General features: G+C 68.1%; 14 protein-coding genes. 5 read left to right on the top strand and 9 right to left on the bottom strand.

Features of this window, described 5'->3' with window-relative positions; genetic code table 11:
- The first annotated feature begins 1 nt into the window (after window position 1).
- Complete coding sequence (locus tag ABD708_RS09535) at window positions 2-1576, top strand: glucoamylase family protein (protein WP_344753749.1); 1575 nt, start codon at window positions 2-4, stop codon at window positions 1574-1576.
- A 66-nt stretch (window positions 1577-1642) separates the two neighbouring features.
- Window positions 1643-2749, top strand: coding sequence for a LacI family DNA-binding transcriptional regulator (locus ABD708_RS09530; protein ID WP_344753747.1), 1107 nt, complete (start codon window positions 1643-1645; stop codon window positions 2747-2749).
- On the opposite strand, the gene ABD708_RS09525 is transcribed toward ABD708_RS09530, so the two are convergent.
- From ABD708_RS09525 to ABD708_RS09495, 7 genes are all read right to left on the bottom strand, one after another.
- On the bottom strand, window positions 2742-3239 hold the full coding sequence (locus ABD708_RS09525; protein WP_344753745.1) for a GNAT family N-acetyltransferase: 498 nt from the start codon (window positions 3237-3239) through the stop codon (window positions 2742-2744). The two genes, ABD708_RS09530 and ABD708_RS09525, sit on opposite strands and share 8 nt — an antisense overlap.
- Window positions 3236-3502, bottom strand: coding sequence for a type II toxin-antitoxin system TacA family antitoxin (locus ABD708_RS09520; protein WP_344753743.1), 267 nt, complete (start codon window positions 3500-3502; stop codon window positions 3236-3238). Before ABD708_RS09520 ends, ABD708_RS09525 begins: the two co-directional genes overlap by 4 nt.
- Window positions 3503-3541: 39 nt before the next feature.
- Window positions 3542-5284, bottom strand: coding sequence for a DNA/RNA helicase domain-containing protein (locus ABD708_RS09515; RefSeq protein ID WP_344753741.1), 1743 nt, complete (start codon window positions 5282-5284; stop codon window positions 3542-3544).
- Window positions 5271-5591: a nucleotide pyrophosphohydrolase gene (locus ABD708_RS09510; protein WP_344753739.1), complete on the bottom strand. Its 321-nt coding sequence runs from the start codon at window positions 5589-5591 to the stop codon at window positions 5271-5273. Before ABD708_RS09510 ends, ABD708_RS09515 begins: the two co-directional genes overlap by 14 nt.
- Window positions 5592-5650: 59 nt before the next feature.
- A complete protein-coding gene (locus ABD708_RS09505; protein WP_344753737.1) occupies window positions 5651-6496 on the bottom strand; it encodes a G5 domain-containing protein in 846 nt (281 codons plus the stop codon).
- Window positions 6497-6645: 149 nt separating this feature from the next.
- Complete coding sequence (locus ABD708_RS09500) at window positions 6646-6837, bottom strand: hypothetical protein (protein WP_344753735.1); 192 nt, start codon at window positions 6835-6837, stop codon at window positions 6646-6648.
- Between the two features lie 108 nt (window positions 6838-6945).
- Window positions 6946-7902 carry a zinc-binding dehydrogenase gene (locus ABD708_RS09495; protein WP_344753734.1) on the bottom strand — a complete coding sequence of 319 codons (957 nt, stop codon included), beginning with the start codon at window positions 7900-7902 and terminating at the stop codon, window positions 6946-6948.
- Between the two features lie 104 nt (window positions 7903-8006).
- On the opposite strand from ABD708_RS09495, the gene ABD708_RS09490 reads away from it, so the two are divergent.
- Window positions 8007-8636 (top strand): TetR/AcrR family transcriptional regulator, encoded by a 630-nt coding sequence (locus ABD708_RS09490; protein ID WP_344753733.1) that lies wholly within the window; start codon window positions 8007-8009, stop codon window positions 8634-8636.
- 138 nt (window positions 8637-8774) lie between these two features.
- Here ABD708_RS09490 and ABD708_RS09485 read toward each other — a convergent pair whose 3' ends face one another.
- Complete coding sequence (locus tag ABD708_RS09485) at window positions 8775-9770, bottom strand: carboxymuconolactone decarboxylase family protein (protein WP_344753732.1); 996 nt, start codon at window positions 9768-9770, stop codon at window positions 8775-8777.
- Between the two features lie 46 nt (window positions 9771-9816).
- On the opposite strand from ABD708_RS09485, the gene ABD708_RS09480 reads away from it, so the two are divergent.
- The gene (locus ABD708_RS09480) at window positions 9817-10593 is read left to right on the top strand and encodes a DeoR/GlpR family DNA-binding transcription regulator (RefSeq protein WP_344753730.1); all 777 of its coding nucleotides are present in this window, start codon (window positions 9817-9819) and stop codon (window positions 10591-10593) included.
- Between the two features lie 18 nt (window positions 10594-10611).
- On the opposite strand, the gene ABD708_RS09475 is transcribed toward ABD708_RS09480, so the two are convergent.
- Window positions 10612-11562, bottom strand: coding sequence for a TIGR03557 family F420-dependent LLM class oxidoreductase (locus ABD708_RS09475; protein WP_344753728.1), 951 nt, complete (start codon window positions 11560-11562; stop codon window positions 10612-10614).
- Window positions 11563-11699: 137 nt separating this feature from the next.
- Here ABD708_RS09475 and ABD708_RS09470 point away from each other — a divergent pair, with 137 nt between their 5' ends.
- Window positions 11700-12095, top strand: coding sequence for a VOC family protein (locus ABD708_RS09470; RefSeq protein WP_344753726.1), 396 nt, complete (start codon window positions 11700-11702; stop codon window positions 12093-12095).
- Window positions 12096-12102: the final 7 nt, after the last annotated feature.

Below are 12102 nucleotides of genomic sequence, written 5' to 3'. Positions count from 1 at the left end.
CATGAACAGCTCCATGACGCGTCTGGCCGCGGCGGTGGTCGCCGGCGGGGCGCTGCTGACCGGCGGCATCATCGCGCCCGCCGGCGCACAGGCCTCGGCTGCGGGGCCATCGACGGCTCAGGCATCCCCGGGTCTCAGCGGCGCGCAGCGCGCCGACCTGCTCTCGATGGCGCGCGACACGTGGCGCTTCTTCCAGACCGACGTCGACCCGGTGACGCATCTGCCGCTCGACAATGTCGGGCCGGGCGACGCCCGCGGCACCTACACCTCGGCGGCGAACGTCGGCACGTATCTGTGGGCGGTGACCTCGGCCTACGACCTGAAGATCATCGACCGGCACGAGGCGACGCGCGAGATCAGTGCGACGCTCGGCGAGGTCGCGAAGCTCAAGCGCAGCTACGGATTCCTGTACCAGTGGTACGACACGGGAACCGGGCTCGTCATCCCGAATCCGGGAACGACGCAGAGCTGCGCCGATGACCCGACCGCCGCGACCGACAACTGCTCGTTCCTGTCGGCGGTCGACAACGGGTGGTACGCGAGCGGCTTGATCGTCGTGCGCAACGCGTTCCCCGAGCTGCGTCCGCTCGCGAACGCGCTGATCGCCCCGATGGACTTCTCGATCTTCTACGACAATCGGGCGCAGACGGCCTGCAACGTGAACGCGGCGATCGACAGCCAGCCGACGGGGCAGATGTACGGCGGGTACTACGTCGGCACGGGCCCCGCCGGGTACCACAACGGCGCGCTGTACAGCGATCCGCGCATCGCGATGTACGTCGGCATGGGGCTGCACCAGATGCCCGGCGATGTGTGGTGGCGCACCTGGCGCACGCTGCCGCCGCAGCAATGCGCGACGGACCCGGACTTCTCGTGGCAGGGGCAGGGCACGCCGCAGGGGTACTGGACGACGATCAGAGACCCTCAGAGCGGCAAGCCGTTCAGGGTATGGGAGGGGCACTACACGTACCCCGGCACGGGGCTGAAGTTCCTGCCCACTTACAACGGCGGGATGTTCGAGGCGCTGATGGCCTTGCAGGTCGTGCCGGAGACGTCGTGGGGGCCGCGGGGCTTCGGGCTCGCCGACCAGCGGACCGTGCAGGTGCAGCAGGCGTATGCCTCTCAGCTTGGGTATCCCGTGTGGGGAATGTCGCCGTCGTCGACGCCGGACGACAGCGGGGGCTACAGCGCGTACGGCGCGCAGGGGCTCGCGTTCCCGACCGGGCAGCAGTTGGCGCAGGGGCCGTGCCCCACGTGCACGCCGTCGCCCGAGTCAGCGGTGACGCCGCACGCGAGCTTCCTGGCGCTGACGGTGGCGCCGCAGCGGGCGTATCAGAACATCAAGGCGCTGCAGCGGCTCTATCCCGGGGTGTATTCGAAGGACGGCGGGTTCTATGACGCGGTCTCGCCTTCCACCGGGTCGGTCGGCCATCGCCGGCTCGTGCTCGACCAGTCGATGATCATGGCGGCTCTCGACAACTCTCTGAACGGAGGACGCCTGCAGGGGTATTACGCGCAGGACCCGGTGGGGCGCATCGCGAAGGAGTACCTGGAAGTGGAGAAGATGTCCTTGTAGCCGCTCTCGGGTTCGGGGCGGCGCAGAGTGCGACCTGATTACTGCGACCTGATTGCGAGGGGCCCGATGGCGAAGCCGACCGTGTACGACGTCGCTGCTCGCGCCCGCGTCTCGATCGCGACCGTTTCGCGGGTGCTGCGCCGCCCCGACCTCGTCAAAGACTCGACGAAGGAGCAGGTGCTGGCCGCGGTCCGCGCGCTGGGATACGTCCCCAGTGCGTCGGCCCGCGGCCTCGCCGGTCGCACTACCGGTGTCATCGGGCTGTACCTGCCGGCGATCGACGGGGTCGACGAGGCCCTCGACGTTGTCGACGGGGACGCGCCAGCAGTCGCGCGCGTCGTGCGCGACATCCCGGATTCCGGCGCGTCGCGGGTGCGCGACCTGTACTACGACGAGGTGCTGCGCGGCGCCCAGCTCGAGGCGTGGCGCCAGGGTTTCGTGCTGACGATCGGCGTCGGCCACGGCGCCGACCCCGAGCGCATGGTGCGCGACATGGCCGGCCGGGTGGACGGCCTGCTGATCGTGGCGAGGAGCGTGCCGGAGGAGCTGCTGGGGCAGCTGTCGGGCAGCATCCCGATCGTGCTGATCGCGGGGCCTCGGCACGGCGACTCGTTCGACCACGTCGGCGTGGCGAATGCGGAGGGGATGCGCGCGCTGACGGCGCACCTCGTCTCGAATCTCGGTGTGCGCGACCCGGTCTACGTGTTCGGACCGGAGGGCTCGCCCGACGACGCGGAACGTTACGCCGGCTTTGTGGCCGCGTTGGCGGACGCGGGGGTGGATGCCTCGGCTCTGCGGACGTTGCGCGGTGACTTCCGCCGCGAGAGCGGTAGGGCTGTTGCCTCTTCGCTGATCGCGGCGGGTGGTGCGCTGCCGCGCGCATTGGTCTGCGGCAACGATCAGATGGCGCTCGGGGTGCTGGATGTCTTCGGGGCTTCGGGGGTGTGTGTGCCGTCCGATGTCCTCGTGTCGGGCTTCGACGGCATCGAGGAGACCCGCCTCAGCTCGCCGCGCCTGACGACCGTGCGCCAGCCGATGGAGGAGCTCGGCCGAGCGGCGGTCCGCGCAATGGTCGACCGCCTCGACGCTCCGGACGGCGCCCCGATCAGCCGCCGCCTGCCGGTGGAGGTGCTGCTGCGCGAGAGCACGGAATCCAGCGCGAACGCTACGTGACAAGCCGATCCAGTGGGAGGAACAGCGTCCGGGGGTTTGCGGGCACGGCACGGAAGCCGAACCTCACGTAGAACGCAGCCACCTCGTCATTGATCGTGTGCACAAGCAACGCGCGGGCTCCGATGACACGCGCCGCACCCACCGTCCTGAGGAGCGCGTCCTTCAGTAACGCAGAGCCGAGCCCTGAGCCCTGGTGCGCGCGGTCGATGGCGAGGCGCCCGAGCAAGATCACGGGAACCGGCTCAGGCGCGTTGCGTCCGAGATAGCCGCCCCCGATCTCAGCACGGGTCACCGAGTGCGCTGAGAGGCAGTAGTAGCCAGCGACAGTATGCGTCCCGCTGTCGACGACGACATAGGTGCGAGCCGTCTGGTTCGCCTCGGACTTCTCCGCACGGTCGGTCAGCCACGAGTCAAGTGCCGGCTCGCCGGAATCGAACGAGGTGATGCCATCCTGCGGCTCAAGCGGCCGCGGTCCCTCGTAAGGGCTCACCTCTCCAGCACCGACGGCGTGCTGAGCAGTTCGAGGATCGGTGCCGGCACAGCGGGACGCGAATCGAGGATCTCCACGAACTCGTCCCACGCCTCGGCGGACAGGCTCAGCGACTTAGCACGGTAGATCGCCTCAGATGCCCGCTCCATCACCGCTGCCACGGTGAAGCCGGCTGCCGTGGTCCCCTCGAGCGATGCCGCCTGCTCGATGGTCGCCTTCTGCTCAGCCGTTAGCCGAAGATCCAGGCGCTCGCTCTTCCTCACACAGCAATTGTACGGCGTTTTACCACCACGGGGCAGGAGTCATCTTGGGGCGTAGGGCAGATAGTGCCGCAGGTGACCATCGAGCGCCGCGTCCGCGACATACACGTAGGTCCCGCGGATCCCGCGCGTCAGCAGCACCGCGTAGATGTTGCGAACGAAAGCGAGCACTTCCTCGTCGGAGTACGTCCGGCCGAGGAATCCGTTGCTCTCCACGCCCTTCTTGTCGAAGTAGTGGGCGCGGTCGAAGACGATGCGGCCCGATGCCTCATCGAAGCGCAGGTCGGGGCCGATGATCACACCCGCGTAGTTGAGGTCGTAGCCCTGCACCGTGTGGATCGACCCGACCTCGTCGATCGAGCCGGGCGAGTTGATCCAGTCCTTGTCGGTGCGGTTCCACTGCAGGCGGCATCCGTCGAGCTCGATGTCGTACGCGTTCGGGTCGTTCTTGCTCTTCCACTCCCATGCGTAGCCGGCCACGAGCCGCGACAGACCGAACTCCTCGTCGCGCTTGCGGATCTCGGCGTGCATCTCGGCGAGGCTGTCGAACATGCGCAGCTCGTAGCCGTCGAAACGCTGCGGCGCGGGCGGCGAATCGCTCAGCATCCGTCTCACGTATTCGACGTAGTCGAGGCCGTGCGGGTCGGTTTGCGCGCGCACGCGCATCTGAGAGGCGAGCGGATGCCAGCGCTCACCGGCCTTCGCAACATCGATCAGCTCGCGCTGGGTCTCGGCAGGAAGGTCAGCGGGGCGCACGCTCTGCGCCGAGTCGATGAGGAACAGCTGGTGGGTGCTCTGCGCGCGGATCCAGTCGAGCTGGCTGCGGTTCGCACCGTCGGCGCCGAAGAGCCGCTCGTTGATCTGCGCGAACTGCTTGTTCTGCATGCCCGACGGCTGGTTCGCGCGCTGGCTCAGTCGATGGGTCTCATCGACGACGAGCAAGTCCCACTTCTCTCTCGCCGCACCGACCTCGAAAGGCGACAGCACCATCTTCGGGCTGAGCGCCGGCACGTGCCGGAAGACCTTCTTCACCGACGAGCGCAGCGACTGCTGCGGGATCACGAGCCCCACTTTGACGTCGCGGAGCAGCTCGCGGTTCTGCTCGGTGAACAGCTCGGAGAAGACGGAGTCGGCCTCGATCGTCTCGTCAGGGTCGCTCATGGCGATGTCCTGCAGCAGCTTCAGCAGGTAGATGCCCACGATCGTTTTGCCCGTGCCGGGGTCTCCCTGGATGACCGCCGTGCTTCCGGCACCCGTGGCCAAATCCTTGAACAGCTGCTCGAGGATCGCCTCGACTGCGACTGCTTGCCCCGTGTTGAGCTGCTTGAACGGCGACAGCTTGAAGAGGTCGGAGTTCTCGATCTCGGGAATCGAGCGCTCGAACAGCTTCTCGTCACGCAACCGCTCGAAGATCTCGTTGAATGTAGCGCGATAGTCGGCGCGGGCGTAGTAGTCCGAGTCGATCATCCGGTCGTTGTAATTGAGCACGGTGTAGCGGCCGTCGCCCGCGAACAGCGAGGTGAGGTACGCCTCGAGATCGAGGCACACCGACTTGTTGAATCGGTCATCGAGGATGACGCGCGCCACCTCGAGCGATTTCTTCGCTGGGGATGCCAGGTGCTGGCGCATCCTGCCCACGAAGTTGCGGGATTCCCCGACGTAGACCTCGCGGGTGCCGTTGAGCACGTACACGACCGGCCAGTTGGTGAAGCGCCCGCCGAGCGCCTCGCGCACCTTCAGCTCGGCCGGCGACATCACCAGTCGCTCGACCTCAAAGCTCGTCATACTTGGTGCTCCGGCCGCGCGCCTTCTCGACCGGGTACTTGGCCCGGGTCTTCGCGAGCTTATCCAGGACGATCGCGTCGGGGTCGACGCCGAGCCTGTCGGCGAGCAGATAGCAGTAGGTGAGGACGTCGGCGAGCTCCTCGTTGACGTGCTCTGCGGTGAACTCCGGGCTCCACTGGAAGCACTCGAGCAGTTCGCCGGCCTCGATCGACACGCTCTTCGCGAGGTTCTCGGGCGAGTGGAACTGCGCCCAGTCGCGCTCGGCGACGAACTCGCGCAGCGCCCTCAGAACGGCATCGTCGGTCACGTGGTCACGCTAACAGGGTGCGGCACAGCACCAACGGTGCGAGGCGTTACGAACCTGGCTCAGCGCTTCCAATGCCAGGTTCCGCTGCCTGGGTAATAGGTGCACGTCAGCCCGCCGATCGTGCGATTGTGATCTGCATTCGAGCAGAACTCACCGGGCCTGTACGCAGACGCCGGAGCGGGAGCGGAAGGTGCGGCGGATGCAGGCGCCGGTGCTGCTGCCGCGGGAGCAGGCGCCGCCGGAGCGGGTGCCGGCGCAACATACGTCCCGATGCTCGTCACCTGATTGACCGGCGCAGTGGTCACCGTCTGAGAGACCTGTACGCGACTGGTTTCCTTGCCATCCGTCAGCGTGACGTTGTACGTCGTAGTCATCACGCCGTTGACACCCGCTGTCGTGACTTTGGAGCTGCCCTTGGCGAGGTTGCCGTCCTGAACCGTGGTGGACGCGAACGGAATCGCGCTGGTCGTCGTGACGAGCTGCGTCGTGACAACCGGGGTGTGTGTCGGCGTCGGCGTGGGGGTCTTGCTGGGCCGGACAGTCGGGCTCGCCGAATGAGCCGACGACAGGTGAACCGGAGTCTTGCTGTTGGTATGCGCAACATCTGCCGCAGGTTGCGTCGACCCGAAAGCGATGCTTGAGCCGAGGAAGATCGCAAGTGCGACACCAGCGCTGACGGCGGAGACCGAGCGCTTACGGGGAAGCCGAAGCCACGTGTGTCGGCGGAACACCCACCCGTAGAACGCAGTCACTAGCACCACGACTGAAACGAGGCACAGCATCATCCAAAGGCCGCCAGACAGACCGATCAGCGCAGCGAGCGCGGTCAGGGCGAGGCCGATCCATGTCGACGGTCGAATGCTCCTCAGAGCTGTGCGGAATGGGTCGGACGACGGGGAAGACACCGAGATCTCCTGTTCGGCTGCTGTGCGTAAATTGAGTCTCTTTCACCTCTCCAACCCGATGTAGACCCAGAACAGGGGAATGCTGGCGGCCGTCGGCGCAGAAGACGTTAACGCCGATGGTCACCGAGTCGACGACGACCTGACCCGTCCTATTCGCCGGGCGAATCGCCTTCGCTGTCAGGAGTGTCGATCACACCAATACCCACCGCCTCATGGTCGACTTCGTCCGGCTCGACGTGCGCGTCCTTCGGCTCCTCGCCCGGGTCCTTCTCGGTGCTCGGTTTCTGCAGTTGGTCGGTGTCCGGCATGTCGTCGGGCTGCGTCTCGTCTGACTCGCTCATCAGGGCTCCTTCGCTTTCCCAGCAAGCCTGCGTCCGTCGCCCTGCGGGCGAAAGGGGGATGCCGTGGCCGAGGAATTGTGCAAGGCGTCCGCTCGCGTCGCCGGCCTCTTAAGGCACCAGCACGATCCGCCCGAACACTCCCCCGGCATCCATCTCATGGTGCGCGCGCGCCGCGTCGGCGAGCGGCATAACCTCGTGCACGACGGCATGCAGTTCGCCGCGCGCGGCCGCGGCGAACTGCGCGGCTCTGACCGCGTCACGCCGCGCCGTCGGCACGGTCGCGAGGCTGAAGGTCGCGAACGACCGCGACTGCTGGAAGGACGAGAACAGCCGCATCCCGAAGTCGGCGGGCGGCGGCCCGGCGACGGCGCCCACGAGCACCATGTGGCCGTTGGGAGCGAGTCGATCGATGAATCCGGGGATGCCGGCCCCGCCGACCACATCGATGATCACGTCGAACAGCTGAGGCGCGTCGCCATCGCCGCCTCGATCGAGCACATGCGTCGCGCCGAGATCGCGCAAGCGGCGCCCTCGCTCGGCGGATGAGGTCGTGACGGCGACCGAGGCCGCGTCGGCGCGCGCCGCGAGCTCGACGGCGGCGATGCCGATGCTGCCGGCGGCGCCGCGCACGAGCACGCTCTCCCCCGCCGCGAAACGGGCATGCTCGAGGGCGAAGTGCGCGACCGGCGCGGCGCTGCCGAGCGTGACCGCGTCGACCGAGGGCAGCTCTGTCGGCAGTTCGACCACGTCGGAGATGTGCGCGACGGAGCGCTCGGCATAGGCGCCGCTGGTGCCCGTGAACGCCCACACGCGTCGGCCAAGCCACGCGGCATCCACCCCGCTGCCGACCGCCGCGACGGTTCCGGCCACCTCGCTGCCGGGGATCAGCCCTTCCGCGAACCCAAGGGTGCCGAGAGTGCCGCGGCGGATGACCGCGTCGACCCCGCCCACGCCGATCGCCTCGGTCTTGATGATCACCTGCCCCGCACCCGGCTGCGGGTCCGCGACCTCGCTCGCCCGCATCCCGCTCGGGTCCCCGAATCTCTCGATCGTCACAGCCCGCATCTCTTGTCTCCTCGCTCACCGCGATCCGCGGTATCGTCGCCACGGTAACGGACGCATGCGTCCACTTAGACGAAGTGAGAATCAGGAGCGAACGGATGCCTCACATGCTGCGCTCCGACGCGCAGGAGAACCGCGACCGCGTGCTCGAGGCAGCCCGAGAGCTCTTCGCCGAGCACGGCCTCGGCGTGACCATGCGCGACGTCGCGCGCCGCGCCGAGGTCGGTCCGGCGACGCTCTACCGCCGATTCCCGACGAAGCGATCGCTCATCGACGCCGCCTTCGCCGACGAACTTCACGCCTGCGAGCAGATCGTCGACGACGGCTGCACCGATCCGGACCCGTGGCGCGGCTTCTGCGCGGTGATCGAACGCCTCAACGTGCTCAACTCCCGCAACCAGGGGTTCGTCGACGCGTTCATGTCGGCGAGCCCGGAAGTCGCTGTGTTCGCCGACCATCGCGCGGGGCTGCTCCGTAAGCTCGCCGAACTCGGAGCGCGCGCCCAGGCGGCAGGCGGCCTGCGCGCCGACTACGAGATCGACGACCTCCTTCTCGTGCTCATGGCGGGCCGGGGTCTCGCCGCGGCTCCGGCTGACAAGCGGGAGGCAGCGGCTCGGCGCTTCGCGGCGCTCGCCATCGCAGCGCTGAGCGCGTCCGAGACGAATGCGCCGCTGCCGCGCGGGGCGCGGCTCGCGCCCCACCTCGTCGGCCGCGCGTCACGAGCCGTCACGCGGTGAAGCACGCCCTTCGTCCGCGTGGCCGCGATTCGGCCCATCGATGGCTCACAAGTTTGGCTGCGGTGATGACGTCGATTCGCGACCGAATTCGGGGTCAAGCCGGGCGCTTCATCGGCGTAGTCGACCGGACCTCTCGGGTCATGCCGAAAGCGGCCGCCGCCCGTAGTCAACGACCGCGCGCACCTCTTCCGGCGTCTTCGCGACGAGCCCCGCATCCGGCCTCGCACCCAGGGCGTCATCGACGGTCGCCATTGCGATCCGCAGCCCGACGTATGCGGTGATCGCGAAGATCTGCGCGTCATCGAGACCGGCATCCCGCAGCAGCTGCACGTCGTCGGGTATCGTCGAGTTCGGATCCTTCGCGATCTGACGCGCCCACTCCGCCATCGCGCGCTCCTGTTCTGTCAGCCCCACGTCGGCACCCGAGAGCACGCCTGCTGCCGTCGCCGGGTCTGCGTACCTCGCCAGCCGGCCGCCCCACGCGAACGAGCAATACGCATCGCCGAGCGTCGAGGCCGTCGCCGTGACCAGGACACCGCGCTGCCGCGCACTCAGCCCGCTCGACGACAGCGCTGCGAGCATCAGCTCGTCGAGCTTCTTCCGCGTCTCGGGCTGATACGCCCAGACCCGGGTCAGGTTCCAGACGAAGCCGTCGTCCGCGACGTCCTCGTCGTACATCGCCTGCATGTCGGGAGTCATCGCGGGGTCCGCGAGGAAGCTCGGCGCATCGACCAGCGCGAGCGCCGCCTCAGGCTCAGCGGCGGCGGGTAAGGCATCCGGCATCTCGTCAATCGAGTAGTAGACGGGGATGCCGCGACGACGCGCGATCGCCACGTCTTGGTCTGCTCCGCGCGACTCGCCGGGAAGTCGCAGCACGGCGTCGCAATGCGCCAGCAGCCGCTCGGCGACCGGGTACATCACATCGGCGGCAAGCGGATCGGTCGGGCCGGTGGCGCCCGCGCTCGAGAGCACGGGCAGCGCGACCCACTCGCCGATCATGGGCACGTGGCCGGCCCGAAAGATCGGCCAGGCGGCGTCTTCGAGGCGCTCGAGGTTCGCGGACATCAGCCGGGGATCACCGTTCGTGCCCGAGGCGTAGGGACCCGCGATGAGGATCAAAAGCGGCTTTGTCATGGGCGGTACACTACTGCAGAAACGTGCAATAACAGGAAGGAATGTGATGCTCCCGGCTTCACGCAAAGAGCTGCTCCTGCAGCGCCTGCGGCAGGACGGCCGCCTCGTCGCGAAAGAGATGGCCGACGAGCTCGGACTTTCGGAGGACAGCATCCGCCGTGACTTGCGCGAACTCGACGAGGCCGGTCTGGCCGTGCGGGTGTACGGCGGCGCTCTGCCGGCATCCCCGGCGGTCGCAGACTACGCCACCCGCACCGCCGTCGCCCCCGACAGCAAGCGCCGCGTCGCCGCGGCCGCCGTAGCGCTCATCGAACCCGGCGCGACGGTGATCCTCGACGGCGGCACGACCACGCTCGCCATGGTCGCGGCGCTCCCCCGCACTTTTCGGGGCACGATCATCACGCACAGCCCGACTGTCGCTGCGGCCCTGCTCGAACATGAGGCCGAGGTGCTCCTGATCGGCGGCCAATTGTTCAAGCACTCGGCAGTGGCCTGCGGTGCCGCTGCGGTCGAGGCCGCCAACCGCATCAGCGCCGACCTGTTCTTCCTCGGGGTCACCGGCGTTCACGCCACGACCGGCCTGACCACCGGCGATGCCGACGAAGCGGCGATGAAGCGCACGCTCGCCTCCCGCGCAGCCGAGACCTATGTGCTCGCCAGCGAAGAGAAGATCGGGGCAGCCTCGCGCTACAGCGTGCTGCCGCTCGATGAGGTCACGGGCATCATCACCGACTCGGCGAAGAACGATCCGACGACGCGCGAGCTGGCGGCGGCTGGGGCGAGGCTCGTGCACACAGCGCAAGCGCGGTCGTCGAAGAGCTGAGCGCGGCGACGCTGCCTACTACCCGAGCCGCCCCTTCAACTCCCCCGCGAAGAACTCCAGGAACGCATCCGGGTCCGGGCCGCCATTGTGCAGCACGAGGTGGTCGAAGCCGGCATCCGTGAACTGCCCGATCACCTCGAGGTGCCGCTCGACGTCGGAGCCGCACGCGAACTGCTTCAGCACGTCCTCTTCGCGCACAGTGGAGGACGCGGCCGTGAAGTTCTTCGGATTCGGCAGCTCGCTCATCACCGGCCAGCCCGTCGCGAACCACGGCTCCTTCTCCAGCACGGCGGCCGCGGCATCCGTCTCACTCGCCGCGAAAGCGAGCGGCACCTCGGCGTAGCGCACGCCGTTCCCGCCCTTGCTCGTGTACTGCTCGACCAGGTCAGGCCGAGGCTCGGTCGCGAAGATGCCGTCGCCGAGCTCGGCCGCGATCGACGCCGCCGCCTTGCCTCCGCTCGCCACCACGATGCGCGGCAGCGCCTCGGGCAGGTCGAACACTTGGGCATCCTCAAGGCTCAGGAACTCGCCGTCGTAGCTGCGGTATCCGCCCTGCCAGAGCAGGCGGATGATCTCCAGCGCTTCGCGCAGCATGCGATGACGGATGCGTGCCCCCGGCCAGCCCTCGCCGATGATGTGCTCATTGAGGTTCTCGCCGGAGCCGACGCCGAGGGTGAAGCGCCCGTCAGAGATCAGCGCCATCGTCGCCGCGGCCTGCGCGATGATCGCCGGGTGATAGCGCATCGTGGGGCAGGTGACCCCGGTGACAAGGCCCACGCGGTCGGTCTTCGCTGCGATCGCGCCGAGGATCGACCATGTGAATCCGCTGTGGCCCTGCTCGTCGAGCCACGGGTGGAAGTGGTCGCTGATCTCGACGAAGTCGAAGCCCGCCTGTTCGACGGCGATCGCCTGGCGGATGATCTCCTGCGGACTGAAGCCTTCCGTCGAGAGCTTGTAGCCGAGTTCCATGAATCCTCCTAGGGCACGGCCGGCTCATGCCGGCATCCGTCTGCCATCTAGATGGCGGGTACCCAGAACGCCGCCACGCGCTCAGCGCGACGTCTACGACGCCGAATGAACGGATGCCCGGCCCTAAGCTTCCCCGCATGGCGCTCGTCGATCACCTCGGGATCACCGTCGATGACCTTCCGGCCGCGATCGCGCAGTTCGACCCGGTGCTGACGGCCCTCGGCTACACACGATTCGACGCGGACGGCTCGGTCGCGTGGAGCACGGGCGACGAGACCGAGATCATCCTCTTCCCCGCCCGCGAGCCGGGCACCGGCCCGCACCGGCACGGGCGGGTCGGCTGGCAGCATCTCGCGTTCGACATCGCGACGCCCGCCGAGGTCGACCGCCTGCACCGGATCGCGGTCGACGCTGGGTGGAGCGTCGTGCGCGAGCCCAAGCCGTACCCGAGGTTCAACGAGCGGTACTACGCGTGCTTCGTCGAGGACTCCAACGGCATCCGTTTCGAATTCGCGTACAACCCGCCGCGATAGGCGGGCA

The organism is Gryllotalpicola koreensis (genome assembly GCF_039538185.1).
GTDB lineage: Bacteria > Actinomycetota > Actinomycetes > Actinomycetales > Microbacteriaceae > Gryllotalpicola > Gryllotalpicola koreensis.
Note: the sequence above shows the minus strand (reverse complement) of the source record. Positions and strands in the feature narration are given on the sequence as shown.

Bases quoted from the DNA above. Each gene is read 5' to 3' on its own strand.
- ABD708_RS09535 (WP_344753749.1), top strand. From the start codon at position 2: ATGAACAGCTCCATGACGCGTCTGGCCGCGGCGGTGGTCGCCGGCGGG.
- ABD708_RS09530 (WP_344753747.1), top strand. From the start codon at position 1,643: ATGGCGAAGCCGACCGTGTACGACGTCGCTGCTCGCGCCCGCGTCTCG.
- ABD708_RS09515 (WP_344753741.1), bottom strand. From the start codon at position 5,284: ATGACGAGCTTTGAGGTCGAGCGACTGGTGATGTCGCCGGCCGAGCTG.
- ABD708_RS09500 (WP_344753735.1), bottom strand. From the start codon at position 6,837: ATGAGCGAGTCAGACGAGACGCAGCCCGACGACATGCCGGACACCGAC.
- ABD708_RS09495 (WP_344753734.1), bottom strand. From the start codon at position 7,902: ATGCGGGCTGTGACGATCGAGAGATTCGGGGACCCGAGCGGGATGCGG.
- ABD708_RS09490 (WP_344753733.1), top strand. From the start codon at position 8,007: ATGCTGCGCTCCGACGCGCAGGAGAACCGCGACCGCGTGCTCGAGGCA.
- ABD708_RS09485 (WP_344753732.1), bottom strand. From the start codon at position 9,770: ATGACAAAGCCGCTTTTGATCCTCATCGCGGGTCCCTACGCCTCGGGC.
- ABD708_RS09480 (WP_344753730.1), top strand. From the start codon at position 9,817: ATGCTCCCGGCTTCACGCAAAGAGCTGCTCCTGCAGCGCCTGCGGCAG.
- ABD708_RS09475 (WP_344753728.1), bottom strand. From the start codon at position 11,562: ATGGAACTCGGCTACAAGCTCTCGACGGAAGGCTTCAGTCCGCAGGAG.
- ABD708_RS09470 (WP_344753726.1), top strand. From the start codon at position 11,700: ATGGCGCTCGTCGATCACCTCGGGATCACCGTCGATGACCTTCCGGCC.